At 69.1% G+C, this 24,508-nt stretch carries 24 protein-coding genes and 1 tRNA gene; 9 read left to right on the forward strand and 16 right to left on the reverse strand.

What is annotated here, in order from left to right:
- Positions 1 to 18 precede the first annotated feature (18 nt).
- From nadD to ATK74_RS03130, 3 genes are read left to right on the forward strand one after another with little or no spacing between them, the layout of a single operon-like run.
- Positions 19 to 669: a nicotinate-nucleotide adenylyltransferase gene (gene nadD / locus ATK74_RS03120; RefSeq protein WP_098459674.1), complete on the forward strand. Its 651-nt coding sequence runs from the start codon at positions 19 to 21 to the stop codon at positions 667 to 669.
- On the forward strand, positions 666 to 1,043 hold the full coding sequence (gene rsfS, locus ATK74_RS03125; protein WP_098459675.1) for a ribosome silencing factor: 378 nt from the start codon (positions 666 to 668) through the stop codon (positions 1,041 to 1,043). Before nadD ends, rsfS begins: the two co-directional genes overlap by 4 nt.
- Positions 1,040 to 1,651, forward strand: coding sequence for a histidine phosphatase family protein (locus ATK74_RS03130; protein ID WP_098459676.1), 612 nt, complete (start codon positions 1,040 to 1,042; stop codon positions 1,649 to 1,651). Before rsfS ends, ATK74_RS03130 begins: the two co-directional genes overlap by 4 nt.
- A 29-nt stretch (positions 1,652 to 1,680) precedes the next feature.
- On the opposite strand, the gene ATK74_RS03135 is transcribed toward ATK74_RS03130, so the two are convergent.
- The 6 genes from ATK74_RS03135 to ATK74_RS03160 all read right to left on the reverse strand — a co-directional run bounded on the left by ATK74_RS03135 (position 1,681) and on the right by ATK74_RS03160 (position 7,386).
- Positions 1,681 to 3,702, reverse strand: a complete 2,022-nt coding sequence (locus ATK74_RS03135) for a hypothetical protein (protein WP_143483544.1) — start codon at positions 3,700 to 3,702, stop codon at positions 1,681 to 1,683.
- A 163-nt stretch (positions 3,703 to 3,865) separates the two neighbouring features.
- On the reverse strand, positions 3,866 to 4,756 hold the full coding sequence (locus tag ATK74_RS03140) for a cation diffusion facilitator family transporter (protein WP_098459678.1): 891 nt from the start codon (positions 4,754 to 4,756) through the stop codon (positions 3,866 to 3,868).
- A complete protein-coding gene (locus tag ATK74_RS03145) occupies positions 4,753 to 5,154 on the reverse strand; it encodes an ArsR/SmtB family transcription factor (protein ID WP_098459679.1) in 402 nt (133 codons plus the stop codon). The genes ATK74_RS03140 and ATK74_RS03145 overlap by 4 nt, the downstream gene beginning before the upstream one ends.
- Positions 5,155 to 5,240: 86 nt before the next feature.
- Positions 5,241 to 6,020, reverse strand: coding sequence for an ABC transporter permease (locus ATK74_RS03150; protein ID WP_098459680.1), 780 nt, complete (start codon positions 6,018 to 6,020; stop codon positions 5,241 to 5,243).
- Positions 6,020 to 6,799, reverse strand: coding sequence for an ABC transporter ATP-binding protein (locus ATK74_RS03155; protein WP_098459681.1), 780 nt, complete (start codon positions 6,797 to 6,799; stop codon positions 6,020 to 6,022). Before ATK74_RS03155 ends, ATK74_RS03150 begins: the two co-directional genes overlap by 1 nt.
- On the reverse strand, positions 6,796 to 7,386 hold the full coding sequence (locus ATK74_RS03160) for a TetR/AcrR family transcriptional regulator (protein WP_098459682.1): 591 nt from the start codon (positions 7,384 to 7,386) through the stop codon (positions 6,796 to 6,798). The genes ATK74_RS03155 and ATK74_RS03160 overlap by 4 nt, the downstream gene beginning before the upstream one ends.
- A gap of 312 nt (positions 7,387 to 7,698) precedes the next feature.
- Here ATK74_RS03160 and ATK74_RS03165 point away from each other — a divergent pair, with 312 nt between their 5' ends.
- The 3 genes from ATK74_RS03165 (at position 7,699) to ATK74_RS03175 (ending at position 10,166) form a co-directional block, all read left to right on the forward strand.
- Positions 7,699 to 8,487 carry a CPBP family intramembrane glutamic endopeptidase gene (locus tag ATK74_RS03165; protein WP_098459683.1) on the forward strand — a complete coding sequence of 263 codons (789 nt, stop codon included), beginning with the start codon at positions 7,699 to 7,701 and terminating at the stop codon, positions 8,485 to 8,487.
- A gap of 62 nt (positions 8,488 to 8,549) precedes the next feature.
- The gene (lgt, locus tag ATK74_RS03170; protein ID WP_245840650.1) at positions 8,550 to 9,386 is read left to right on the forward strand and encodes a prolipoprotein diacylglyceryl transferase; all 837 of its coding nucleotides are present in this window, start codon (positions 8,550 to 8,552) and stop codon (positions 9,384 to 9,386) included.
- A 93-nt stretch (positions 9,387 to 9,479) separates the two neighbouring features.
- A complete protein-coding gene (locus ATK74_RS03175; protein ID WP_098459684.1) occupies positions 9,480 to 10,166 on the forward strand; it encodes a type 1 glutamine amidotransferase domain-containing protein in 687 nt (228 codons plus the stop codon).
- A gap of 54 nt (positions 10,167 to 10,220) precedes the next feature.
- Here the strand turns inward: ATK74_RS03175 and ATK74_RS03180 are convergent, their stop codons facing one another.
- Positions 10,221 to 10,709 (reverse strand): beta-class carbonic anhydrase, encoded by a 489-nt coding sequence (locus ATK74_RS03180; RefSeq protein WP_098459685.1) that lies wholly within the window; start codon positions 10,707 to 10,709, stop codon positions 10,221 to 10,223.
- Between the two features lie 457 nt (positions 10,710 to 11,166).
- On the opposite strand from ATK74_RS03180, the gene ATK74_RS03185 reads away from it, so the two are divergent.
- Positions 11,167 to 13,878, forward strand: a complete 2,712-nt coding sequence (locus ATK74_RS03185) for an alpha/beta hydrolase (protein WP_143483545.1) — start codon at positions 11,167 to 11,169, stop codon at positions 13,876 to 13,878.
- A 67-nt stretch (positions 13,879 to 13,945) separates the two neighbouring features.
- Here the strand turns inward: ATK74_RS03185 and ATK74_RS03190 are convergent, their stop codons facing one another.
- From ATK74_RS03190 to ATK74_RS03205, 4 genes are all read right to left on the reverse strand, one after another.
- Entirely contained in the window at positions 13,946 to 14,620 is a 675-nt protein-coding gene (locus ATK74_RS03190) for a hypothetical protein (RefSeq protein WP_098459687.1), read from the reverse strand.
- Positions 14,621 to 14,758: 138 nt separating this feature from the next.
- Positions 14,759 to 15,535 (reverse strand): HNH endonuclease family protein, encoded by a 777-nt coding sequence (locus tag ATK74_RS03195; RefSeq protein ID WP_098459688.1) that lies wholly within the window; start codon positions 15,533 to 15,535, stop codon positions 14,759 to 14,761.
- Between the two features lie 169 nt (positions 15,536 to 15,704).
- A tRNA-Ala gene (locus tag ATK74_RS03200) sits at positions 15,705 to 15,777 on the reverse strand.
- Positions 15,778 to 15,852: 75 nt separating this feature from the next.
- Positions 15,853 to 16,557, reverse strand: a complete 705-nt coding sequence (locus tag ATK74_RS03205; RefSeq protein ID WP_098459689.1) for a phosphatase PAP2 family protein — start codon at positions 16,555 to 16,557, stop codon at positions 15,853 to 15,855.
- Positions 16,558 to 16,662: 105 nt separating this feature from the next.
- Here ATK74_RS03205 and ATK74_RS03210 point away from each other — a divergent pair, with 105 nt between their 5' ends.
- Positions 16,663 to 17,085: an OsmC family peroxiredoxin gene (locus ATK74_RS03210; RefSeq protein WP_098459690.1), complete on the forward strand. Its 423-nt coding sequence runs from the start codon at positions 16,663 to 16,665 to the stop codon at positions 17,083 to 17,085.
- A 62-nt stretch (positions 17,086 to 17,147) separates the two neighbouring features.
- Positions 17,148 to 17,522 (forward strand): DoxX family protein, encoded by a 375-nt coding sequence (locus ATK74_RS03215; protein ID WP_098459691.1) that lies wholly within the window; start codon positions 17,148 to 17,150, stop codon positions 17,520 to 17,522.
- 4 nt (positions 17,523 to 17,526) lie between these two features.
- Here ATK74_RS03215 and ATK74_RS03220 read toward each other — a convergent pair whose 3' ends face one another.
- From ATK74_RS03220 to ATK74_RS03240, 5 genes are all read right to left on the reverse strand, one after another.
- Complete coding sequence (locus ATK74_RS03220) at positions 17,527 to 20,070, reverse strand: glycogen/starch/alpha-glucan phosphorylase (RefSeq protein ID WP_098459692.1); 2,544 nt, start codon at positions 20,068 to 20,070, stop codon at positions 17,527 to 17,529.
- A gap of 109 nt (positions 20,071 to 20,179) precedes the next feature.
- Complete coding sequence (gene nadC / locus ATK74_RS03225) at positions 20,180 to 21,025, reverse strand: carboxylating nicotinate-nucleotide diphosphorylase (protein ID WP_098459693.1); 846 nt, start codon at positions 21,023 to 21,025, stop codon at positions 20,180 to 20,182.
- A complete protein-coding gene (locus ATK74_RS03230) occupies positions 21,022 to 22,536 on the reverse strand; it encodes an L-aspartate oxidase (RefSeq protein WP_098459694.1) in 1,515 nt (504 codons plus the stop codon). Before ATK74_RS03230 ends, nadC begins: the two co-directional genes overlap by 4 nt.
- Positions 22,533 to 23,510, reverse strand: coding sequence for a quinolinate synthase NadA (gene nadA / locus ATK74_RS03235; RefSeq protein WP_098459695.1), 978 nt, complete (start codon positions 23,508 to 23,510; stop codon positions 22,533 to 22,535). Before nadA ends, ATK74_RS03230 begins: the two co-directional genes overlap by 4 nt.
- A 76-nt stretch (positions 23,511 to 23,586) precedes the next feature.
- Positions 23,587 to 24,483 carry an NUDIX hydrolase gene (locus tag ATK74_RS03240; protein ID WP_098459696.1) on the reverse strand — a complete coding sequence of 299 codons (897 nt, stop codon included), beginning with the start codon at positions 24,481 to 24,483 and terminating at the stop codon, positions 23,587 to 23,589.
- Positions 24,484 to 24,508: the final 25 nt, after the last annotated feature.

Raw genomic sequence — 24,508 nt, forward strand, 5'->3', positions numbered from 1 at the left:
GCTGCGGGAAGGATCGCCGTGAGCGAGACACCGATCGCCTGGGACCAGGGCAGTGGACGCCGCCTGCGACTGGGCGTGATGGGCGGCACCTTCGACCCGATCCACCACGGACACCTGGTCGCGGCCAGCGAGGTTCAGGCCCGTTTCGACCTGGACGAGGTGGTCTTCGTCCCCACCGGACAGCCCTGGCAGAAGGCCGGACGCGAGGTGTCCCAGCCCGAGGACCGCTACCTGATGACCACCATTGCGACCGCGTCCAACCCGCGGTTCTCGGTGAGTCGGGTCGACATCGAACGTCCGGGTGCTACCTACACCGTGGACACCCTGCGCGACATCCACAGCCTGCGCGGCCCCGAGGTGGATCTGTTCTTCATCACCGGCGCGGACGCGCTGAGCAGGATCCTCACCTGGAAGGGTGTCGACGAGGTGTTCGAGCTGGCGCACTTCGTCGGGGTCTCCCGGCCCGGGGTCGAGTTGGCCGAGAGCGACATTGCGCATCTCCCCGAGGATCGGGTTACCCTGCTCGAAGTGCCGGCGTTGAGCATCAGCTCCACCGCCTGCCGGGAACGGGTGGCCGCCGGGCTGCCCATCTGGTACCTGGTGCCGGACGGCATCGTCCAGTACATCGCCAAGCGCGGGCTCTACCGCGCGCCAAGAGGAGAGCAGTGACTGCAAGTCCGAAAGCCGTCGAGATCGCTCAGATCGCGGCCCGCGCCGCCGTGGCCAAGCTGGCTCTCGACCCGGTCGCCTTCGACGTCTCGGAGCGGCTGGCCATCACCGACATCTTCCTGATCGTCGCGGCCACCAATGAGCGCCAGGTCGGCGCCGTGGTGGACGCCATCGAGGAGGCCCTGCTGGAGGCCGGAGTGAAGACCGTGCGCCGGGAGGGGGACCGGGAGAACCGCTGGGTACTGCTGGACTTCCTGGAGACCGTCGTGCACGTCCAGCACACCGAGGAGCGGGCGCTGTACGCCCTTGAGCGGCTGTGGAAGGACTGCCCGGCCATCGATCTGGGTGAGCTCGAGCCGGCGATCGGCTCGTGACGGCGGCCAAGGTCGTCCTGCTCCGGCACGGCATCACCGACTGGAACCACTCCGGACGGTTCCAGGGGCAGGCGGACGTCCCGCTGAACGATCGTGGCCTGGCCCAGGCGGCAGCCGCCGCCCAGGTGCTGGCCGACACCGGAATCACCAGAATCGTGTCTTCGGACCTCACTCGGGCAGTGACCACGGCCCAGGCCCTGGCCGCGGCCTGCGGGCTGCCCCTGGTCACCGATCCCCGCCTGCAGGAGATCAACGTCGGCAGTTGGGTCGGCCTGGACAACCAGCAGGTGGCCGAACTGGAGCCGACCTTTTGGGACGATCTGAAGGCCGGCCGGGACTTCCGTCGCTCGCCGACCGGAGAGACGGCAACCGAGACCGGGAACCGAGTGGCCGCAGCCATCCGAGAGTGGGCCGAGGCCTGCGACGACGACGAGACCTTGGCAATTGTTGGCCACGGCCTGGCTCTGCGGGTGGCGACAATGCACCTGATGGGGCTGGAGTACGTCCATTCGCGGCTGTTCGCCGGCTTCGGCAACTGCCATTGGGCGGTCCTCAAGCCGGGCACCGACTACTGGCGGCTGATCAGCTTCAACAACGCTGCGCACTGAGCCGCCCGCCAGAGCGGTCGCGGAGCCGCCTAGTTGAGGGTGATCTGGACGTCGTCCGAGCTGAGATCGGCGAGCACCGTCGTGATCCAGTCGGGGACGCCGAGGTTGCCGCCCTTCGTGTCCTTGGCGGACACGGTGACCTGAATCATCACATCCGCCGTGGCCAGTCTCGGGTCGTCGGGGTCCAGCGTCGGGCGCAGCAGCTTCAGGGTGCTCGGGCCCTTGCTCACCTTCCAGCGCACGGTGTCCAGCTGAACCTTGGTGCCCCTGGGGGCGACGGCGCCGAACCCGCAGCCGACCGGCTGGAGCTCGTGAGCGGCCAGACAGTCCTGCAGACGGGTGTTCGCCGCCGAGAGGATCTTCTCGATGCCGGTGCTGCTCAGGCTCAGGCGAACAGCGCCCAGCTCCGGAGCCGCGGCCGGTGAACTCACCACGAACGAGTCGTCGCTGAACTGGTAGCGGTCGTCGGTGGTGGCCACCTGGTAGTGCCCGGGGAACAGCTCCACACTCCCGACCGGGACGCTGGCCCCGTTGATCACCAGGGGCAGATCGCCGGTCTTGAGCAAGGTGAGATCGACCTTGCGGGCGACGTCGTAGAGCTTCCACTCCGCGCCCACCGCATACACCGTGAACGACTGGGTCACCCTCTGTCCGCCGATCAGGTAGGACGCTTCGACCTGGGCGCGGTAGTCGGAGAGCTCCGTGGTGCGGACCGAGACCTGACGCAGTGGAGCGACCTTGTTGGACGCCGCCAGGACCTCATCGGTGAGCAGCCGCTGGTCGGCGGGACGCAGCTTGGCGAAGCCGAGCGCTTGCTGGGAGTCGTTGTGGGCCAGCGCATTCAGGTAGCCGGACACCACTGTGTCCGGGGTGCCGACCGGTGGCCCGGAGAGCGTCCCGTCCACGCTGTTGAACCGACCCTGGACGGCCAGGATCACGACCAGCGAGACGACCAGGGCGCCGATCACGGAAGCGATCACCGCACCCCGCAGTAGCCAGCGTCGCCGGGCGGCGGCCGGACGCGGCGCGCGGGCCGGGCGGCTGGGCGACGAGGTTCGCTGCTGATCGGCCGGCTGGTCGGGGCCCGCCCATGGCGACGTGCGTGGCAGGGAGTCCCAGTCGCGGTCTGGAGAGTCGTACTGGGCATAGGGCGCGCCCGGAACCGAGAACGGGCCCGGCGCCGGTGTCCGCGCGGCCGTAGGGGCGGCTCCGAGGCTCGGACGAGTGGTGGTTGCGGTGGGCCGAGTGGGCTCGGCCGCCTCCGGGCTGGTGGGCGGCTGAGGGCTCGCCGCGGAGGCCGGCCGGATCATCGCGGCTCGACTGGACGACGGCGGGAAGAAGACCGCCTCACCGGTGGTGCCGGGCAGCGGAGTCAGATCCTCGTCGGGCAGCTCGTCGTCACGGTCGTCCACCGCAGCAGGCGCAGCGACGGGAGCCTGGGGTGTAGCCACGAGTGGGAGTTCGTCGGTTGGCGGGGTGGGCGACGTCTCGGCACTCGCGGTCGCGGCGCTCGCGGCGTCCTCATGCTCGGCGATCGGCTCAGCCTCGAGTGCGGGCGGGGCGGCGACATCGTCGTCCGCCGGTGCGGGCTGGGCCACCTGGTCATGGCCCGCTGTCGGGGGAGTCGGCTGCGACTCGGGCATCCGCAGCCAGAACGGGACGGCCGGACGCCAGTCGGCCGGCTCGTCGTCGCCGGCCGGCTGCGGCTCGGTCTCCGGCTCGGGCGTGCGCAGCCAGAAGGGGACGGCCGGGCGCCAGTCGGTGCCGCCGCCGTTCACGGTGGGCCCCGGTGGAGTCGGGGCGGCAGACGCTGTCGGCTGGGTCGACCCAGCCAGGGTGGCGGAGGGGCGCCCGTCGGGCTCGGTGGACGGTGCCACCAGGCGCAGCACCGGGGGTGCAGGCGGTGGCGGTGGGACCTCATCGGTATCGGACCAGTCCAGGGCGGGCCACTCGATGTCGTCGAGATGGACCCGGCTGTCCTCGGGCAGGCCGGATAGCGCGTCGCCCTCGCTGTGAGGAGCGACGTCCTCAGGGCGTGCGTTATCGGTCACAACGACTCCACGTCCCAGCCAGGCCCCCTGCGGCTGGTGTCCGTCTTCCCCCACCGGACGGCTGGGTGCCAGCACCGTCCGGTCGCTCCAAGCCTAGCGTGGCGACGGCGGGGCCGGACAGGTTAGCGAGCCGGGCGCTCCCGCATCGGCGGTGCGGCGCCGTTCACCAGTCCGCGCCACGGCACGGACCGCTGCCGGCTCCTTCGAGTTGGATCGTGGCGTGCGCGATCGAGTACTCCTCGCGCAGCACGCTGGTGGCAGCGTCCAGAACGAGCGCCGGTGCCGTTCCGGGAGCCGTCACCAGGTGGGCGGTGGCCACGTCCATCCCCGAGGTCAGCCGCCAGACGTGCAGATCGTGCACGCCGGTAACGCCGTCGAGCTCGAGCATGGAGGCCAGGATCGCGGCCGGCTCGACTCCGTCGGGGGCGTGCTCACCGAGCACGGCGATCACCTCCCGGCCGAGCAGGATCGCCCGGACCACGACGAACCCGGCGATGGCCAGGGCAATCACGGTGTCCCACCAGGCATGACCGGTCCACGCCACCAAGGCCCCGGCCACGATCACGCCGACCGAGCCGAGGGTGTCCGCGATCACCTCCAGGTAGGCGCCCTTCAGGTTCAGGCTCTCCGCTGCGCCGGCCCGGAGCAGGAACAGGCTGATCAGGTTCACGACGAGTCCGAGCGCGCCGACCAGGAGCATGGGGCCGGCCGCGAGTTCGGTGGCAGCGCCGATCCGGCTGATCGCCTCGATGGCGATGTAGATCCCGACGCCGATCATCACCAGGACGGCCAGCCCGGAGGCGAACACCTCGGCCCGGTACGAGCCGAAAGTCCGGCGTCCGGTGCTGTCCTTGCGGGAGGCCAGCCGAGTGGCGATCAGGGCCGCACCGAGGGTGGTGACGTCAGCGGCCATATGCCCGGCGTCGGAGATCAGGGCCAGTGATCCGGACGCCAGTCCGGCGACCAGTTCAACCACGAAAAAGGCGGCGACCAGGACGAAGGCGACGGCGAGTCGCCAGCGGTGGCGTCCGGCAGAGCTGTGGCTATGGCTCATCGTGCGGCGCCGGGCTGAGGTTCGGCCGCTGCGTGATGGGTGATGTGCTCGCGGGTGACGTCCAGCAGGAGTCGGACGTGGGAGTCCGACAGTCGGTAGAAGACGTTGCGCCCCTCGCGTCGTCCGCTGACCACGGCGGAGGCGCGCAGCATCCGCAGTGACTGGGAGACCGTGGCCTCGGCGGTGCCGGTGGCTGCGGCCAGGTCGCAGACGCACAGCTCGCCGGCTTCCAGCAGGGCGTAGAGCAGCCGGGTTCGGGTCGGGTCGCCGAGCAGCTTGAAGATCGCGCTGACTCGGCTCAACTCCTCGGCGCCTGGTGCATTCTCAGTAGCCAGCCGCACCTTCTCGGGGTGGGCGGCCGGATCAGCGCAGCCGTCGAGACTCGCTACCGTTCCCATGAACAACCTCTCATCTGAGCAGATGCTCAGATATTAGCCCAGGTTGGCTGGACGGGCGAGCCCCGCCCAGCGGCAGGGCCGGGGCCTCAGGGGTTGTCGGCCCAGCGCAGCTGCGCGGCAGTGCCGACCACTCCGAGAGCGAACACCACCAGCAGCGCAATCAGGCTGACCGGGACCAGGCCTGCGCCCGAGCTACCGGACATGCCTGAGAGCGACGGGATGATCGACCACGGGAACCAGACCGCCCACCCGGTGTGGCTGAGCAGATCGCCGATCAGCAGCATGCCCAGAGCGAACCCGATCGCGGCAAGGACGTTCCGGGTGGCCACGGTCAGCCAGGCCACCACCGGGCACAGCGCGTAGCTGATCGCGGCCAGGAGCAACGCGTTCCCGACGGTGCTGGCCAGCACCTCGGCGGAGAAGCCGGGCAGGCCGAGCAGGTAGCCGATCAGCAGGCCCTCGCCCAGGGCGGCCAGCGCCAGGATCAGCCACCAGGCCGCGGCCACGGCCAGCTTTCCCAGGGCAAACCACTCCCGTCGGATCGGCAGGGCCAGCAGGTTCTTGGCAGTCTGGTCCAGGTACTCCCGGCCGAACAGGTAGGCGACGATGAAGGCCAGCAGCAGCATGCCGGAGGCGCCCACGATCATGGCCAGGTAGCCGGAGTAGGCCGGCCAGGTGGCCTCCAGGCCGGCCAGGTTCGCCTTGGTGCCGAGCAGGCCCAGTGAGGCCGCGCGTGCCGGATCGCGGACGATCCACATGAACAGCGCGATCGCCCACGGGGCGAACAGGATCACGGCCAGGGTGACCCAGGGCACGCTCGAGCGGCGCAGCTTGCCGAACTCGGTGATCAGAACCTGGGTGAACATCACAGCTCCTTCGGATCGGTGTCGCCGGTTCTGGCCAGGAAGTAGCGCTCCAGGTCGGCGGTGAGCAGGGCCTGCTCCCGTTCGTCCGCGGTGAAGCTGTCCCGGACGTAGGCGCGCGCCCGGGCGGCGAGTTCGTTCCGGGAGGCCTCCTCGACCAGGCGTCCGTCGTGGACGATGCCGATCCGGTCGGCCAGGTGGGCCACCTCGGCCAGGATGTGCGAGGACATGAACACGGTGACCCCGGAGTTGGCCAGCTCCCGCAGCAGTCCGCGCACTTCGACGATGCCGGCCGGATCCAGGGCATTAGCCGGCTCGTCCAGGATGAGCAGCTCGGGGGAGTGCAGCAGGGCGCGGGCCAGCGAGAGGCGCTGCTTGTTGCCCAGGGACAGCCGTCCGGCCCGGCGATCGGCGTACTCGGTGAGGCCGAGCCGCTCGATCACGGTCTCGGTGGCCGAATGCGCGGCGCCGGTGAGCCGCCGGTGCAGCTCGAGGTTCTCTCGGACGGCCAGGTTGGGGTAGGCCGTGGCCGACTCGACCAGGAAGCCGACCCGGCGCAGCCACTCCTGGTCGGTGCCGATCGGCTCACCGAACACCCGCACGGTGCCGGACGTGGGCTTGATCAGGCCGAGCAGCATTCGGATCGTGGTGGTCTTGCCGGCGCCGTTGCGTCCGAGGAAGCCGTAGATCTCGCCGCGGCGAACCTGGAGATCCAGCCCGTCCACGGCATGCACCCGGCCATAGTGCTTGGCCAGTGCCTCGGTGGTGATCACGTCGTTCATCGGGTGGCTCCCAGAGTGCGCAGGGCGAGGGTGGTGGCGGCCTGGAGGGCCGCCGGCAGTTCGGCGGTCGTGGTGCCGGCGAGTTCGAGCCCGTGCAGCCCACTGAGCACGAACCAGGCGGCCAGGGTCGGGTCGTCCACGTGGAAGCTGCCCTCGGCGATCCCGTCGCGGACGAGCTGCTCCATCCAGGTGAACAGGGCCGGGGTCAGGTAGTCCTCCAGCCGATCGTGCAGTGGCTGGTTCTCCGGACGGTGGATGAAGTCGGTCAGGTCGGACAAGGCGGGGTCGGTGGTCATCCCGCCCAGCACCTCGGCCAGTCCGCGGAGCCGCTCGACGGCGGGTTGGCCGGGGTCGCTGAGACGCTCGGTGAGGGCCTGGACGATCTGCTCGGCCACCGACTCGGCCACTGCCAGCACGATCTCGTCCTTGTTGGCGAAGTAGAGGTAGAAGGTCCCTTGGGCCACCCCGGCGGCCTTGACGATGTCGGCCACCGAGGTGTCGCGGACGCCCTTGGTGGCCAGCACCTGTGCCGCTGCCGCGGTGAGCTGGGCGCGCCGGGCCTTCGGATCTGCAGTTCGTGGACTCACTCCTCAATAATGACTGAATGTCAGTCAGTTATCAACGGAGTGCACCTCGAGCGAAACCGCAGGACGCCTCGTGATCGCGGCAGTGCCGGTCGGTGAGGGGTCCGACGTCCGGCGACTCGCTTCTCACTGGCTGGTGATTGACATCGCCGGCTGGCTGCCTAGCATGGCGGCTATCCGGAGCGCTTCGGCTCGCAAAGGGCGGAGCTGCACCGATGATGGGAGCTCGCTGTGACAGAGAAGGTCCCTCGCCGTTCAGCGGACTCTGCTGAACCTGGAGAAGTTGATACTCGCCCTCGCCGGGCCGGGGCCCAGTTGGCCTGGTACTTCGGCGGCCTCATCGTTGTCTACGTCGGCGGGGTGGTGGCCCTGTGGCCTGCGCCGGGCGCATCCCCGTCGCCACTCGTCTTCGTGGTGGTCATGTTCGCCCCTGCCATCGGCGCCTTTTTGGCGCACTTCTTGGCTGGCGGACGCATCCAGTGGGGACGTCCAAGCTGGTGGATCCTCGGCGGCCTGCTGCCGTGTCTGGCCGTCCTGCTGTCCTATCTCCTCGGTGCGGCGCTGGGCTGGTACCGGCTGGACCTCGGCGTCCTCGGGCTGGCGCTGGCCATGTCGCCGATCGTGGTCCTCAGCGCCTGCCTGACTGCGGTCGGTGAAGAGATCGGCTGGCGTGGCTTCTTGTGGCCGGCTGCTCGAGAGCGGGTCGGGTTCTGGTGGGCGAGCCTCTTCGTCGGCGTGATCTGGTGGCTCTATCACGTCCCGCTGATTCTGATCGGCTGGTACGGATCGACCGCAGGCCTCCCCGCCTTCACCGTGGCCATCATCGGCTTCGTGCTCTTCGTGGGCGTAATCACCGACCGGGCCCGCTCGATGTGGCCGAGCGTGATCGCTCATGGCGGCTGGAACGGCCTGGTGGCGACTTCCTTTGCGGCCACCGCAGGGGAGGTGACGACGCCCGCGTTCTCGGGAACTGATGCCCTGCTGGGGGAGTTCGGCTGGGTGGCCGCGGTGACGATGCTGTTGCTCGGGATGGGCATGGCGGCCTGGCACGTCCGCACTGGAGCCGGTTCGGTTTCGTCTCCGAGTTCGGGGTCGGTGGCCTAGCTCGTGGCCTCCGTCTAGGCCCGCCGGAGGCCATTTGCCAGGCCCGGGGCGGATAATGTGCCGTGCTCGCTCTCGTGCTGACCTTTCCCGGCTTCGATCCGGTGGCCTTCTCGATCGGCCCGATCGAGGTCCACTGGTACGGACTGATGTACGCCCTGGCCTTCCTGGTCGGCTACTTCCTGCTGCGCGTCCGGATCACTCAGCCGCCCTACGCCCAGGTGACCGAGCCGTCGCCGTGGACCGATGGCGCCATCTCCGACCTGCTGCTCTACGCGATCGTCGGCGTGCTGGTCGGCGGACGTCTGGGCTACTGCCTGTTCTACCAACCGATGACCTACCTGACCCATCCGCTAGAGATCTTCGCGGTCTGGGACGGCGGGATGAGCTTCCACGGTGGGGCGCTCGGGGTGATCCTCACTCTGTGGTTGTACGCCCGGGCTCGGAAGCGTCCGTTCTTCGAGGTGACCGACCTGCTGGTGCCGGCGGTGCCGATGGGCCTGGCCTTCGGCCGGGTGGGCAACTTCATCAACGGTGAACTCTGGGGCCGTCCGGCCGATCCGGCGCTGCCGTGGGCCATGATCTTCCCGCAGGTCGACCAGGTGCCGCGGCACCCGTCCCAGCTCTACGAGTTGGTCCTGGAGGGGGTCGTGCTGTTCGTGGTGCTGTGGCTCTTCGCCCGCCGCGGGCCGGCCCGCGGCAAGGTCAGCGCCGCCTTCCTGATCGGGTATGGCTGCTTCCGGTTCCTGGTCGAGTTCACTCGCGAACCGGACAGCTTCCTGGGGCTGCTATCGCTGGGGATGAGCATGGGGCAGTGGCTGTCCCTGCCGATGATCATCGGCGGCGTGGTGCTGTGGCGCTGGGCGTCCACGCGCGCTCGGCGGGAGGCTGTGGCCGCCTGAGCTGAGCCGCCGGGAATCAGCCGGACCGGTCAGTCGTTCCAGCTGGAGTCCGCCGCCTTCTGCGAGCGGCCGCAATCTGACGAAGGACGAACCATGGCACGCGCACTGCTAGTAGTCACCGGCGCCGATCACTTCACCCTCACCGACGGCACCGAGCATCCGACCGGCTACTGGGCCGAGGAGCTGATCGAGCTGCACCGCGGGCTGTTGGCTGCTGGGCATCAGGTCGACCTGGCCACTCCGGGCGGACGGGTCCCGGTGCCCGACGCGGCCAGCCTCGACCTGGGCACCGAGGCCGGACGGGAGCGCCAGGCCTATCTGGAAGCGATCTCCGATCAGCTGAGTCATCCATTGGTGCTCGCCGAAGTTCAGCGGGACAGCTACGACGCGATCGTGATTCCGGGCGGCCATGGGCCGATGCAGGATCTGGCCTTCGATCCGGACCTGGGTCGGCTGCTGCTGGACGCCCTGGATCGCGACGCCGTGGTGGCGGCGCTCTGTCACGGCCCGGCGGGTCTGCTCAGCGCCACCCGTCCGGACGGCACCTTCGCCTTCGCCGGACGCCGACTGGCCGCCTTCACCGATGCCGAAGAGGTCCAGGGTGGCTTGGCGGATCGTTCGCCCTACCTGCTGCAGTCCCGGCTGACCGAGCGGGGCGCCCAGGTGGAAGCCGGTGCCCCGTGGTCGCAGACGGTCGTCGTGGACGGCCGGCTGATCTCCGGCCAGAACCCGCAGTCGTCGGTGGCCACCGCGGCCGCCGTGGTGGCAGCGCTCGCCTGAGCTGAGCGCCTGTGGCGGTCGGGACGTGGCGGCGTCCCGACCGCTGCTGTTCGCTCAGGCCACTTCGTTGAGCTTGCCGGTGGCCACGTCGAAGACGAAGCCGCGGATGGCGTCCTTGTGCACGATGAACGGGCTGGCCTTGATCCGCGCAATGGACTGTCGGACGTCCTCGCCCGGGTCGGTGAACGACTCGGCGGCCCATTCCGGCTTGATGCCTGTCTCGTCCTGGATCCCGCGCTTGAAGTCATCGTCGGTGAAGGTGAGCATTCCGCAGTCGGTGTGGTGGATCAGGATGATCTCCTTGGTGCCGAGCAGTCGCTGGCTGATCGCCAGGGAGCGGATCTCGTCGTCGGTGACCACCCCGCCGGCATTGCGGATCACGTGTGACTCGCCCTCGCCGAGCCCGAGGATGGCGTAGACGTTCAGGCGGGCGTCCATGCAGGCCACCACGGCGATCTGCCGCGAGGGCGGCAGCGGCAGCGGGCCACTGAAGCTGGCCGCGTAGGCGGCGTTGTTGGCGAGGTACTCATCGGTCACGGTCATGATCGGGCCTTTCGTGGGTGTGGATGTGACTGCGCTGGCCAGTCACGGCGGGAGAAGGACGAGCGACCGATCGGCAGCAGGGGTGCCGGTCGGCTGCCGCAGGGGCAGGGGTGGGTCAGAGTCGGCGAGGATCGCTCAGCGACATCGACGCGCCTGGCGGGGCCGCGGACGGGGCGCGTCCGGGATGATCCCATCGGCAAGCTCAAGGGTCGGCTCAGGCGTGATCGCGCTCGGTCGTCCACTCGTCATGGCAGGAAGCTAGCAGGCTGGTGACCCATTGTGTATACACGTGAATCCGATGGGGGCAGTTGTGCGGTGCGGCTGCCGTGCCTGGCCGATCGCGCTGCAGCCACGCAACCAGCTGGAGATGTTTTCGCTGACCAGGCCGCTGATCATCAGCTGGCGACTATTCTCAGCTCGGGTGCGCGCGGGCGCGTCCGGGGCGAGCGGAGTCTGAATGGGCAGGGTCTATCGGTCAGCTGTTGGTTGCGTGCTCGCCGGAGTGGTGGCGTTGAGCATGGTGATCACCGGGAGTGCTTCTCCCGCGGTGGCGAGTCCGGTGCCCACCGGGCCCGTACGTCCGGACGGCGCGCGGGTCGGCGCCTGGACGGTACGCAACCTGTCCGGCGATCTGTGGAAGGTGAGCTGGCGCTCCCCGCAGCGGTTGCCGATCACCTCTGACCGACCGGTGATCGTCCGCGATGCCACGCCGATCGGCACCCCGATCGTGGCCGATGGGCAGGTGGTCTCCACCGTCGTGCGGTCGGCCAAGGCTCCGGACCCGGCCAAGCTCGACGTGGTGCTGTCCGGCGACCGGATCTCTCGCCGCGGCCAGGACGTGGCCTCGATCCGCAACACCGCGGTGAACTTCCCCGCGGGCCGGCTGCTGGACTTCGATCCGGCCACTGCCGGCGCTTACCAGACCACCACGAGCGACTACACCGGTGACCCGGTCCCGGTGAAGGGCTTCGAGCATCCGGTCGAGTTCGTCGGCCATGTGGTGGAGCCGGCTCTGAGCGAGAACACCGGTCCGCGGGGGATTGTGCTGTTCCTGCACGGGCGGCACAGCTACTGCTACGCCGAGGCGGACTCCGAGTCGGGCTGGCCCTGCCAAGCGCCGTCCAAGGAAGTCCCTAGTCAGCTTGGCTACGACTACATCCAGCAGCGACTCGCCTCGCAGGGCTACTTCACGGTGTCGATCCGAGTGAACGGCATCAATGCCCAAGACGACATGCTCTCCGACGGCGGGGCGGACGCCCGCGCACTGCTGGTCCGCAAGCACCTGGACTACTGGGCCGAGCGCGCCACTGAGCACCACCTGGACCTGGACAAGGTCGTCCTGGTCGGACACAGCCGCGGCGGCGAGGGGGTGGCGCGGGCCGCCCTGCAGGTTCCGCTGTCGGCGCCCTATCGGGTGGTCGGCGCTGTCCTGCTGGCACCCACCGACTTCTCCGGCCAAGCCGTGCCCTATGTGCCGACCCTGACCGTGCTGCCGTACTGCGACGGTGACGTCTATGACCTGCAGGGGCAGCGGTTCACCGATGGGGCCCGGGATCTGGTCTCGGATGACACCGCACTGCACTCCTCGGTGATGGTGATGGGGGCCAACCACAACTACTTCAACTCCGAGTGGACGCCGGGCAGCACCGCCCCTTCCTGGGACGACTGGTCCGGAGACGAGAACGCCGTCTGCGGAGAGAAGCACCCCCAGCGCCTCTCGGCGCCTGCGCAGCGCTCTGTCGGCCTCGCCTATGTGGCCGGCGCCGTCCAGCTGTTCACCGGAACCGACACCCGCAACCTGGCCCTGCTGGACGGCGAGCGGGTGCGGGTGGCGTCCACCGGAAGTGCGGTCGTGCTCAGTGAGAGCGTCGGCGGCGGACGCGACGTCCGGGTTCCCGGGGTCGACACCGGCACCACCGACGGCACCATGGACGCCGACTTCTGTCGCGCGGTCAGCGATGGCAACGGTGGTCACTCGGTCTGCGGGCGCGGCGCCCGGCTGGCCGATGCGTCCCCGCACTGGCCGAGCTTCGGCGAGGTGCTTCCCGAGCGCCAGGCCCTGGAACTCGCCTGGGATGCGACCGGGCAGAGCGGCGGCATGCTGTTCGACAAGCCGCTTGACCTCACCGGGAAGACGCTTCAGCTGCGCACCATCATCGATCCGGCGCGTCCGTCGCTGCAGTTCGGCGTCCGGCTCACCGACGCCGACGGCGCCTCCGCCGACCTGGTGCCGGTCGGGGGCAACGAACAGGTGGCCTTCGACCCCACCGAGACGATCGCCCGGCTCTGGGCCCAGACCTTGACCGTGGATCCTTCGTCCGCCGGGATCGACCTGGCCAAGGTGGTGTCGGTCGAGCTGGTCTCGATCTCGCCGAAGGGCCGGGTGTGGGTGCTCGATGCCGCCGCAGTGCCGGCCGAGTTGCCGGCCGCGCCGAACAAGCGGATCCCGCTGGTGTCGTTGGGAACCGCCACCGAACTCGAGGGCAATGACCCCAACGCTCGGACGGTGCGGGTGCCGTTCACGCTGAACGAGAAGGCCCGGCAGCGCAGCTCCTTCGTGGTGCGCGTGGCCTCCTATGACGAGCTCCAGCGCTCCGACCTGATCACGGTGAACCTGGCCCCGGGGCAGACCAAGGGGAGCATCCCGGTCGACGTGGCCGGCAATGGCCTGCCCAGTCTGGACGGGGTGTCCGGCTTCAGCCTGACCGGCTGGGGCGTCCGCGGCGTGATGACCGACTCCTACCTCGGTCAGCTCGACATCAAGGACGACGACCCGCTGCCCAAGGTGAGCCTGCGCGTCGCGCGCAAGACCGTCCGTGAGGGCAAGAACGCCACCTGGGCGTTCACGCTCAGTGAGCCGTTCTCCGTGGACACGTCGGTCATCGTCGAGGTGGTCCGCGGCCCGAAGAAGGTGCGCGCTCTGACCGGCGCCGACGTCACCAAGAGCTGGCGTCGCGCGCACGGCGTGGGCAGCACCAGCAAGCCGCTGTACAAGCAGGGGCTGTGGATCTCCGGTGATCTGGCGGCCGGGTCGACCAAGCTGACCGTGTCGGTGCCGATCGCCAAGGACGGACGCAAGGAGCCGCGTGAGCAGCTGACCTTGAGGTTCTCCCTGCCCGAGGCCGGGGTCAGCCTCACGCAGACCGTCTACGTGGCGGCGTCCCGGTAGTTGGGGCGGAAGCGAACGGCCAGTTCGCTTCCGTCGCGGGCCGTAGCAGCGTTCCTGCGGGCCGCGGCTACGGCACGTACCACTCGACGAGGGCCACAGGGACGTTCCCGATGAAGTAGACGCTGAACGGAGTCATCCATCCGTCGTTGTCCTCCTTCGAGCGGGAGACCTCTGCCTTGATCATTGCCGGAAGATCTGCCGCCGGCACCTGGTGGAGTCCGTCGCCGGGGTTGAGCAGGACCAGCAGGTCCCCGCTGCGCAGCTTCTCCCAGGTGACCTTCGGGTTGAGTATGACCTCCGCCTCGCCGCCATCGGTGTAGGCCGGGTTCCAGCGCACTTTGTCGAGGGTCAAGATCATGTGGGGCTCACCCGTGGCGTTCTCGCTGTAGCTGGCGCTGCGGATCACCGCGTCGAACCTCTTCACAACCGCATGGCCGGAGGAGTTCGACTGGCTCAGGAGGTCGTCTACCAGCCGCCATCGGGCGGCGTCCTCCTCGGCCGTATGTGCTCGAGCCGACCTGGCCGCGGCATCACCCTCCGGGAGCCCCGGCAGGTCGTCGGACGGCTCCGCACTCGGTGTCGCGGTCACCGTGGCAGTCGCGGTGACGGTCGCCGTGACGGTGGCGGTGGGCGTGCTCGGTGTGGGCAGTGGCGCGGTGCACCCGGAGAGTGCCACGAGCGCGATGAACGGGAGTAGCGGCGTCCAGCGGGACACGGTGGGATTGCGTGGCGAGTCGGCCATGCTTCGGTTCTAGTACTTGGGCCTCAGTCGGGTGGCGGCTTTGCCGAACTCTCAGACAGTTCTCGGCCACAACGTCGGCAATCCCTGAGCGTTGCCGACGAACGAGTCGGCTCGCCAGCCGGACGTCCGGCCGATCGGCTAGCCGCAACGATGGAGCATCCCGGCCAGGGCGTCGCTCTCAGCTGGGGTGATCGCGAGCGCGTACGCGGCCTTGATGCCGACATAGCGCACGGCATAGGTGCACTGGGCGGACGGGATCGGACGCCAGGAGGCGGCATCGGAGCCACCCTTGGCCTGGTTCGTCGCGCCACTGGTGGCGACCAGGTTGCGCAGATCATTGGCGAAGGTCAGCCGCTGGTCGTCGGTCCAGTCGCGAGCGCCGTCCCGCCAGGCCACGCTGAGGGCGACGATGTGGTCGATCTGGACGAGTGGAGCCTGCTGCTGAGACTTCGCGTCGGTGAGGGTGGTCGGCGTCCCTGAGTACGGGTCGATCCAGGTGCCGGCCAGCAGATCGTGATCGCAGCCTCGCTGCGTCCCCACCCGATACGGTGCCGACCTGGCGACGTCACGCAACAGGACGTCGTCGCGCTGATTGCAGCCGTTGTGGTCGGTGTCGGTCCAGGCCGGCCCGAAGGCGATCCGCCGGTAGTCGGCATTGCCTCGCCGCGGCTCGCGAACCTGGAGGGCGGGCAGCGCCGCCCGGGCCGCAGCGATGTCGGCTGCTGAGCTCGTCCAGGTTTGCCCGGTCGCACTTGGGGCGCCCGTCGGATGCGCTGAGGTCGAGCGGGTGGGCTTTGGGATCACCGAAGGAGCCGTCGATTGCTGGCAGCCGGCCAGCGCCATCACGGCAACGATGATCGCGGTGGTGGCCCGCCAGGTCCTGCTCTGGACATCCAGCTGACTGCGCATGGTCATCGGTGCGCTGACTTCAGCATGGGTGTCGAGCCTTTCCCTCGGGCGATGAGCAGTAGGCGCTCCCCGATCTGCGCAACGAGAAGCCGGCCAACTGGGCGCCGTCGGCCGTCATGCAGAAAGCCGCCCCGAACCAGGATTATTCACCTAGTCGGAGCGGCTTTCGCGGTTGTGGAGCTAAGGGGATTCGAACCCCTGACCTCTTCCATGCCATGGAAGCGCGCTACCAACTGCGCCATAGCCCCAAGTCCCTGAGGACGAGGCCATACTCTACCCAACACAGGGCATAGAACACCAAATCGAGCGTGCCGGACGGCTCGTCACAGCCCGTTCACCGCCTCGGCGGACCGCTGTGGATGCCTGGCCAGCCAGGACCGATGCGTCCAGATCAACGCGACCAGCCAGGTCGCACCCAGGCTCCAGCCCAGGGCGACGTCGCTGGGCCAGTGGTGGCCCAGGTAGACCCGGCTCAGGCCCATAGCCACGATCCAGGTGGTAGCCACCACGACGGCAACCACCCGCACCCAGGCGCGCCGGGCCAGCCAGCAGGTGAGGTAGGCCAGGGCGCCGATGATGGCGGTGCTGTTCAGGGTGTGGCCGGACGGGAAGCTGAAGCTGTCCTCATAGGGCGCCACGGCGCCGGCGATGTCGGGGCGGGCCAGCCGGAAGATCGCCTTGAGCGACTCGGTGGTGCCCACCGAGCACACCGGGACGATCAGCATCACCGTCCAGATCGAGGCTCGCCGATAGACAAGGAACAGCGTGGTGGTGGCGACCAGCCCGATGATCAGCATGGGGACGGTCCGGCCCAGGTTGGTGAAGTCGGTGACCAGTTGCCCACCCAGCGGCGTCCGGACCGCAAGGAACCAGTTGTGAATGGCCAGATCGGTCTGGCCGACCCAGCCCAGGCTCAGGCGTCCGATCACGATCAGCAGGTCGACCACCAGTAGGGTCGCCAGCGCCACCTTTAGCCGCGGACGGCGCGCGCCAGTCTCCGGCACGACGGCAACCTCGGCGTGGCTCATGACTCCCGAGGCTACCGAATCCTAGGTATTGCCGGAATCTGTGGGGTTCCGGGCCGGTTTGGGTATGTGAGTGGTGAACAGCTCGCCCCGACGAAAGGCATCAACATGACGGTCAGTTCCGCGCAGGCACATTGGGAAGGCTCCCTCTTCGAAGGTCGAGGCGAGGTCGAGTTCCTCAACTCCAGCCTGGGCAGCGTCGAGGTCGACTGGAAGTCGCGCGCCGGTGAGGGTGGCACCACCACCACTCCCGAAGAGCTCATCGCCGCCGCGCACTCCGCCTGCTACTCCATGGCCCTCTCGCATGCACTGGCTGGCAACGGGACACCGCCGGCCAGCATCGACACCAAGGCTGCGGTGACCTTCGTCGCCGGCCAGGGCATCACCGGCATCACCTTGACCGTGCAGGCCTCGGTTCCCAACCTGACCCCGGCCGAGTTCGCCACCTTCGCTGAGGGCGCCAAGGCCGGGTGCCCGGTCTCGGTCGCTCTGGCCGGTACCCAGATCACCCTGGACGCGACCCTCGTCTGAGCTGTGACATGGCGGCGGCCACACCGGCCGCCGCCATCGCTTAACCGAACCTGGAGGTTCGCATGGAGATCGTGATGTGGGTGGCCACCGGCATTCTGGCCGCTGCCTTCCTGTCCGCTGGGCTGTTCAAGCTCAGTCAGCCCAAGGAACGCCTGGCCAGCTCCGGAATGGGCTGGGTGGAGGACTTCCATCCTGCGGCCGTCAAGCTGATCGCGGCCGCCGAGGTGGCCGGAGCGATCGGACTGGTCGTTCCGCCGCTGGTGCACATCGCTCCCGTGCTGTCCCCGATCGCCGCCGCCTGCCTGGCCGTGACTATGGCCGGGGCGGCATTGATCCATCTACGCCGTCGCGAGTTCCGCGGACTGATTCCGGCCTTGGTGCTGATGTTCCTGGCGATCTTCGTCGCGGTCGGACGCTTCGCCATCGTCCCGTTCTGATCGCTCAGGCGCGCCAGATCCGGCTCAGATAGTCGCGCATCGAGCGGTCGGAGGAGAAGAAGCCAGTCCGAGCCACATTCAGGATCGCCATCTTCGACCAGGCCTCCTGGTCGGCGTAGGCAGCCTCGACGGCAGCCTGCGCGTCCACATAGGAGGCGAAGTCGGCCAGGGCCATGAACCGGTCGTGGTAGAGCAGGTTCGAGACCACCGGCTCGAAGGCGTTCCGGTCGCCGCCGGAGAATGCCCCGGACGCAATCAGATCGATCGCTGCCTTCAGCTGCGGGTTCGACTCGTAGTAGGACCCCGGCTGGTAGCCCGACGCCCCCAGAGCGGCCACCTCGGGCTCGGTCATCCCGAAGCCGAAGAAGTTGTCGTCGCCGACCAGCTGGCGGATCTCCACGTTCGCGCCGTCGTCGGTGCCGATGGTCAGCGCGCCGTTCAGGGCGAACTTCATGTTGCCGGTGCCGGAGGCCTCCATGCCGGCCAGCGAAATCTGCTCCGACAGGTCGGCCGCCGGGATCAGCTTCTCGGCCAGGGTCACGTTGTAGTTGGCCGGGAAGGCGATCTGCAGCCGTCCGGCCACCCGCGGGTCGGTGTTCACGGTCTCGCCGACCTTGTTGATCAGGTAGATGATCTCCTTGGCCAGCCGGTAGCCCGGGGCCGCCTTGGCGCCGAACACGACGGTGCGCGGGGTGATCGTGGTGGGGTCGACCCGCTCGTGAATGATCTGCTCGTACAGGCTGACGATGTGCAGGATTTTCAGGGTTTGCCGCTTGTACTCGTGCAGCCGCTTGACCATGACGTCGAGCAGGTGATCTCCGGAGAGCTCGATCCCGTCGCGGGCCCGGAGCAGGGCGTAGAGCCGCTCCTTGTTGGTCTGCTTGGCCTCCCGGAAGGCCTTGCGGAAGTCCTCGTCCTGGGCGTACGGCTCGAGCTCGGCCAGCCGGTCCAGGTCGGTCACCCAGCCCACGCCGAGCGCGTCGGTGATCAGCTGGGACAGCCACGGGTTGGCCAGCCGCAGGAAGCGCCGCGGGGTCACGCCGTTGGTGACGTTGGTGAACTTCTCCGGCCAGTACTCGCTGAACGCCGGCAGCACCTTGTCGGCCAGCAGCTGGGAGTGCAGCGCGGCCACCCCGTTCACCTTCATGCCGGCCACGGTGGCCAGGTAGGCCATCCGCACCGAGCGGTCCGGGTAGTCGGTGACGATCGACATCGAGCGGGCCCGCAGCTCGTCGTTGGGGAACCGCTCGCGCACCTCGGCCAGGAACGCGTCATTGATCTGGTAGATGATCTCCAGGTGCCGGGGCAGCAGCCGTCCGAGCAGGTCGACCGGCCAGACCTCAAGCGCCTCGGGCAGCAGAGTGTGACAGGTGTAGGCGAAACATCGCTTGGTGACGTCCCAGGCCTCGTCCCATTCCCACTTGTGCTCGTCGACCAGGATCCGCATCAGTTCAGGCACGGCGATCACCGGGTGGGTGTCGTTCAGCTGGAAGGTGACCCGTTCGGGTAGGTCGTGCAGATCGAAGCCGGGCTCCATCACCTGGTTGATGAAGTCGCGGATCGAGCAGGCCACGAAGAAGTACTGCTGCTGCAGGCGCAGTTCCTTGCCCTGCGGGGTGGAGTCCTCGGGGTAGAGCACCTTGGTGATGTTCTCGGCGAAGGTCTGCGCGCGGACCGCCTCGGCGTAGTCGCCGGCGTTGAAGATGGCCAGGTCGAAGGCCTTGGTGGCCTGGGCGCTCCACAGCCGCAGCGTGTTCACTCGGCCGTTCTGGTAGCCGGGAACCATGTAGTTGTACGGCAGGCCGAGCACATTCCAGGACGGCACCCAGCGGGTCCGCTCGACGTCTCCATCGCGGTAGGTCTCGGTGTAGCCGCCGAAGTCGACCTGGACGGCGGCTTCGGGGTGCGGGAAGCCCCAGGGCTCACCCAGCGACAGCCAGGTGTCGGGCTGCTCGACCTGGCGGCCGTCGACGAAGGTCTGCTTGAAGATCCCGTACTCGTAGCGAATGCCGTAGCCGATGCAGGGGATGCTCATCGTGGCCAGCGAGTCGACGAAGCAGGCCGCGAGCCGTCCCAGGCCGCCGTTGCCCAGGCCGGGCTCGACTTCCTGGGCGCGCAGGGTGACCAGATCCAGGCCACAGGCGGCCATGGCCTTCTCGGCGATCTCGCCCAGGTCGGTGGCCAGCAGCGCGTTGCCTAGCTGGCGTCCGAGCAGGTACTCCGCCGACAGGTAGCCGACCGCCTTCTCCTTGGTCTCGCGCTGGTGCCGGGTGGTCTCCAGCCAGCGCGCCATCAGGTAGTGCCGGACGGTCCTGGCCAGCGCCAGGTACTGGTCGTTCACGGTCGAGCGGGACAGGGCTACGCCCTGGCCGGTGTTGAGTTCGCGCAGGAACTCCTTCACGAAGCCGTCCACGGTGGCCGGCGGCGCCGTGACCGGCGCCAGCGCGAGCGGATGGGTGGGCGTCGTCATCGGCCCATAGCGGTGAATCTCGGTGGACGGCGTCTCGTCCGCCGGAGCCTGGCCAGCCAGTACCTGATCACTACTCATGCGGGTCACCGTAACCAACTCACGTAACAGGTGCGAAAACGTCACCGCAAAGTCCACGACGGTTTCGGGGGCCTGGCCCCCGAGCGATCGGTGCGGTATACCGCCCGACTCAGGCCAGGTAGTCCAGGCCAATGTCCAGGACGTGCGCCGAATGAGTGAGCCAGCCGACCGAGATCAGATCGACCCCGGCTTCGGCGATCGGCACGGCGCTGGCCGGCGTGATTCGTCCGGACGCCTCGGTGATCAGCCGGCCGTCGACAATGGCCACCGCCTCGCGCAGCAACTCGGGTCCCATGTTGTCGAGCAGGACGGCGTCAGCGCCCACCTCGAGCAGTTCGCTCAGCTGGGACAGCGAGTCGACCTCGACCTCGATCTTGACCAGGTGTCCGACCCCGGCTTTGGCCGCGAGCACCGCCGCCCGGACGCTGCCGGCGGCGGCGATGTGGTTGTCCTTGATCAGGACGGCATCGTCCAGGCCGAAGCGGTGGTTGGCGCCCCCGCCGGCCAGCACGGCGTGCTTCTGCAGGGCGCGCAGCCCGGGCAGGGTCTTGCGGGTGTCGACCACGCGGGCCTTGGTGTGGGCGATCGCGTCGGCGATGGTGGCGGTGCCGGTGGCCACCCCGGAGAGGTGGCCGAGGAAGTTCAGGGCCACCCGCTCGCCGGTGAGCAGGCCGCGGGCCGGTCCGGTGATGGTGGCGATCACGGTGCCCGGGGCCACCCGGCTGCCGTCGGGCAGCAGGTCGTGCACGTCGATCCGCGGATCGACCAGTTCCCAGGCCAGCCGGGCGCACTCGCCGCCGGCGATCACTCCGGGCTCGCGGGAGACCAGGGCGACCCGGGCCTCCTGGTCGGCCGGGATGATGGCGTCGGTGGTGAGGTCGCCGGCCCGTCCCAGGTCCTCCAGGAGGGCGGCGCGGACCAGCGGCTCGATCATCAACCGCGGCAGCATCCTCATCGCTGGCCGCCGACCGGGGCCAGTGCGGTGTCCACTCGATCGCCGGGCAGGCTGAGCAGGTGCTCGGCGGTCTCGGCGGTCTGCGGGAAGTCGGTGCGCGTGTGGCCGCCCCGGGACTCCTCACGGCGCAACGCGGCTCCGACCAGCAAGGTGGCCACCAGCCCGGCGTCGTGCTCACGCAGCGGCTTCAGTTCGTCCAATGCGACGGCCAGGCCGGCCGCGTCCCGCAGCACCCCGGCCGCGCGGCTGGTGATGGTGCGCACCTGGTCGACTACCGGGTCGGGCTGCCAGCCATCGTCGATCCGGCGGGCCGGAACGGCCGGCGGCAGGCCTGCTCCCGCGCCAGTGGACTTCCAGCCCTGGGCCACCCAGCGGCCGCAGACAACGGCCTCCAGCAGCGAGTTGCTGGCCAGCCGGTTGGCGCCGTGCAGTCCGGTTGAGGCGACCTCGCCGGCTGCGTACAGCCCGGGGACGGTGCTGTGCCCGGCCAGATCAACCAGCACCCCACCCATGTGGTAGTGGGCGGCCGGACGAACCGGCAGCAGATCGCGGGTGGGATCCAGGCCGGCCTCGCGGGCGGTGGCGTAGATCGAACCGAACAGCGTGGCGAAGCGTTCTCCGGGATCCTTGGTGGCGTCCAGGAAGACCCGATGGCCGGCCTGCAGCTGGGCCCACTCGGCGCGGGACACCACGTCGCGAGCCGACAGCGGGTTGCGCAGCACCCATTCGCCGGCCTCATTGACCAGGATCGCGCCCTCACCGCGGACGGCCTCGCTGACCAGCGGCATCGGGTCGATGCCGACGTCCAGCGCGGTCGGGTGGAACTGCACCATCTCGATGTCGCGCAGCACCGCGCCGGCCCGATGCGCCAGCGCCAGGCCCTGGCCGCGCGAGGGCAGCGGGTTGGTGGTGTGGCTGAATAGGCCGCCGATCCCGCCGGTGGCCAGCAGCACGGTGTCGGTGTGCACCTCGAAGGGTCCGTCCGGGCCGTCCACCAGGACGCCGCAGGCGGCTCCGTCCCTGGTCAGCACGGCCAGCGCGGGGGAGTGATCCCACAGCGCCACCGAGGGCAGCCGGCGGGCCTGGTCGACAACGGTCTCCAGCAGCACGGCACCGGTCCGGTCGCCGTCGGCATGGACGATCCGGCGGCGGCTGTGCGCGCCCTCCAGACCCAGTCGCAGCGTCCCGCCGGCGTCCCGGTCGAAGCCGGCGCCCAGGCCGGTCAGCCAGGCGATGGCCTCCGGTGCGGCTCCGGTGATCGCCGAGACCACGCTCGGCTCGCAGAGCCCGGCACCGGCGGCCAGCGTGTCGGAGGCGTGCAGTTCGGGGTCGTCGTCCGCGCCCACCGCAGCGGCCATGCCGCCTTGGGCCCAGCCGGTCGAGGTGCCGGTGGAGACCGCGCCGGCGCTGAGCACGATGCACGGCTGCGGGCTGAGTTCGATCGCCGCGCTCAGTCCGGCCAGCCCGGCGCCGATGATGACCGGGCAGCCGGCCTCGATGTCGCGGCTCATTTCGCCGCTCCGATCGCCAGCATCCGCTCCACCGAGCGGCGGGCGGCCTCGGCGACGTCCGCGGGGACGGTCACCTCATTGGTCATGGTCTCCAATGCGTGCCGGATCGAGCCCAGCGTGTTCCGCTTCATGTGCGGACACAGGTTGCACGGTCGGACGAAGTCGACCTCGGGGTAGAGCTGGGCCACGTTGTCACTCATCGAGCACTCGGTGATCAGCGCCACCTGCGTGGGCGCCTTGGCGTCCACGTAGTCGACCATCTGCGCGGTGGAGCCGGCGTAGTCGGCGGCGTCCACCACCTCGGGCGGACACTCCGGGTGCGCCAGCACGGTGACGCCGGGGTAGTCGGTGCGGATCTGAGCGATGTCCAGCGGAGTGAACCGCTCGTGGACCTCGCAGGCGCCCGGATGGGTGATCACCTCGACCCCGGTCTGCCGGGCCACGTTCGCGGCCAGGAAGCGGTCGGGGATCATGATCACCTTCGGCACGCCCAGGCTCTCGATAACCTTCACGGCGTTGCCCGAGGTGCAGCAGATGTCGGACTCGGCCTTCACCGCGGCAGAGGTGTTCACGTAGGTGACCACCGGGACGCCCGGATGGGCCGCCCGCAGCGCCCGGACATCGGCCGGGGTGATCGACTCGGCCAGCGAACAGCCCGAGCGCAGGTCGGGGATCAGTACGGTCTTGGACGGGTTCAGCAGCTTGGCGGTCTCGGCCATGAAGTGCACTCCGGCAAGCACGATCACGTCCGCGTCCACGTCCACGGCCTTGCGGGCAAGGGCGAGCGAGTCGCCCACGATGTCGGCCACGCCGTGGAAGATCTCCGGACGCATGTAGTTATGCGCCAGGATCACGGCGTTGCGTTCGGCCTTCAGCCGAAGGATCGCCTCCACGTCGTCGCCCATGGTCGTCCACTCGGCAAGTGGCACCACGTGACTGACGCGGGGATAGAGGTCGGCAGCGATGCTGGTCATGGGATCCTTCCGTCCGGCAGCCTTATGCTACATCTGAGCAAAAGACCCGGCCCGGTTTATTCCAGCACGTGGAAAGTCAGCGGCCCCGGCTGATCGGGAGCTTGGTTCCGGCGACCTGCCGCTCGGCCAGCACCTGGCGGCGGAACCGGTAGAGCCGGGCCGGACGTCCGCCGGTCTCGGCCAGCTGTCCGCCGGTCTCCTCGACCAGGGCCTGCTGCTCGATCATCCGCCGGAAGTTCTGGGTGTGGATCTCATGGCCGGAAAGGGCCTCCACGCACTCCTGCAACTGGCGCAAGGTGAAGTCTTGGCGCATCAGTTCGAACACCACCGGGCGGTAGCCGATCTTGGCCCGTAGCCGAGCCATCCCGGTGGCCAGCACCCGGCGATGGTCGCCGGCCATCCGGTCGCCGGGGGCCAGCCTGGTTGGGTCGGCGATGGGCGACTCGGGCACCAGGCCGGCCTCGTAGAGCAGTTCGTAGCGGTTCAGGATGAGCTCGGGACGCCACGGGTGCGGGTCCAGGCCGAAGCCGATGCTGATCCGCTGGTGGCGTTGCCGGCGCAGTTCCGGCTCCTCGTCAGCCCAGGCCAGCAGGGTCGGCACCATCGGATCGACATGGGTGGACGGCATCCCGCGCCGGTCCTCCCAGCCGAACAGCTGATACCAACTGGTCCAGCCACCAATGCCGGGCTGTCCGGCCGTGGTCAGGCCCAGGTAGGAGACCGAGATCGGACGTCCGCCGCGCTCGTCGCGGTCCAGGTCGGCGAAGGTGTACAGCTGCTCGAGGAAGCCCAGGCTCAGCCCGGTCAGCTCCTCCACCCAGGCCCGGGTGGCAGCTTGCAGCGAGCGATGGCTGGGCAGCAGCGGACCGGCCGGCAGCCGGGGCGGATCACCGAGGGTGAGCACCGTGGGGGAGCCGTTGCGCATGGCCACGACAACGGCGAGCAACTCCGCGCTCACCGGGTATCCGCTCATGGGCGACCTCCTCCGCGGTCAGAAT

Origin of the sequence: Propionicimonas paludicola, assembly GCF_002563675.1 — a bacterium.
Classification (GTDB): Bacteria; Actinomycetota; Actinomycetes; order Propionibacteriales; family Propionibacteriaceae; genus Propionicimonas; species Propionicimonas paludicola.

What these genes read in the sequence shown, in the direction of transcription:
- ATK74_RS03180 (WP_098459685.1), bottom strand. Translation starts at nt 10,709, where the DNA reads ATGACCGTGACCGATGAGTACCTCGCCAACAACGCCGCCTACGCGGCC.
- ATK74_RS03195 (WP_098459688.1), bottom strand. Translation starts at nt 15,535, where the DNA reads ATGACCATGCGCAGTCAGCTGGATGTCCAGAGCAGGACCTGGCGGGCC.
- ATK74_RS03140 (WP_098459678.1), bottom strand. Translation starts at nt 4,756, where the DNA reads ATGAGCCATAGCCACAGCTCTGCCGGACGCCACCGCTGGCGACTCGCC.
- ATK74_RS03205 (WP_098459689.1), bottom strand. Translation starts at nt 16,557, where the DNA reads ATGAGCCACGCCGAGGTTGCCGTCGTGCCGGAGACTGGCGCGCGCCGT.
- ATK74_RS03210 (WP_098459690.1), top strand. Translation starts at nt 16,663, where the DNA reads ATGACGGTCAGTTCCGCGCAGGCACATTGGGAAGGCTCCCTCTTCGAA.
- ATK74_RS03215 (WP_098459691.1), top strand. Translation starts at nt 17,148, where the DNA reads ATGGAGATCGTGATGTGGGTGGCCACCGGCATTCTGGCCGCTGCCTTC.
- nadC (WP_098459693.1), bottom strand. Translation starts at nt 21,025, where the DNA reads ATGAGGATGCTGCCGCGGTTGATGATCGAGCCGCTGGTCCGCGCCGCC.
- ATK74_RS03175 (WP_098459684.1), top strand. Translation starts at nt 9,480, where the DNA reads ATGGCACGCGCACTGCTAGTAGTCACCGGCGCCGATCACTTCACCCTC.
- nadA (WP_098459695.1), bottom strand. Translation starts at nt 23,510, where the DNA reads ATGACCAGCATCGCTGCCGACCTCTATCCCCGCGTCAGTCACGTGGTG.
- ATK74_RS03190 (WP_098459687.1), bottom strand. Translation starts at nt 14,620, where the DNA reads ATGGCCGACTCGCCACGCAATCCCACCGTGTCCCGCTGGACGCCGCTA.
- ATK74_RS03145 (WP_098459679.1), bottom strand. Translation starts at nt 5,154, where the DNA reads ATGGGAACGGTAGCGAGTCTCGACGGCTGCGCTGATCCGGCCGCCCAC.
- ATK74_RS03185 (WP_143483545.1), top strand. Translation starts at nt 11,167, where the DNA reads ATGGGCAGGGTCTATCGGTCAGCTGTTGGTTGCGTGCTCGCCGGAGTG.
- ATK74_RS03230 (WP_098459694.1), bottom strand. Translation starts at nt 22,536, where the DNA reads ATGAGCCGCGACATCGAGGCCGGCTGCCCGGTCATCATCGGCGCCGGG.
- ATK74_RS03155 (WP_098459681.1), bottom strand. Translation starts at nt 6,799, where the DNA reads ATGAACGACGTGATCACCACCGAGGCACTGGCCAAGCACTATGGCCGG.
- ATK74_RS03150 (WP_098459680.1), bottom strand. Translation starts at nt 6,020, where the DNA reads ATGTTCACCCAGGTTCTGATCACCGAGTTCGGCAAGCTGCGCCGCTCG.
- ATK74_RS03220 (WP_098459692.1), bottom strand. Translation starts at nt 20,070, where the DNA reads ATGAGTAGTGATCAGGTACTGGCTGGCCAGGCTCCGGCGGACGAGACG.
- ATK74_RS03240 (WP_098459696.1), bottom strand. Translation starts at nt 24,483, where the DNA reads ATGAGCGGATACCCGGTGAGCGCGGAGTTGCTCGCCGTTGTCGTGGCC.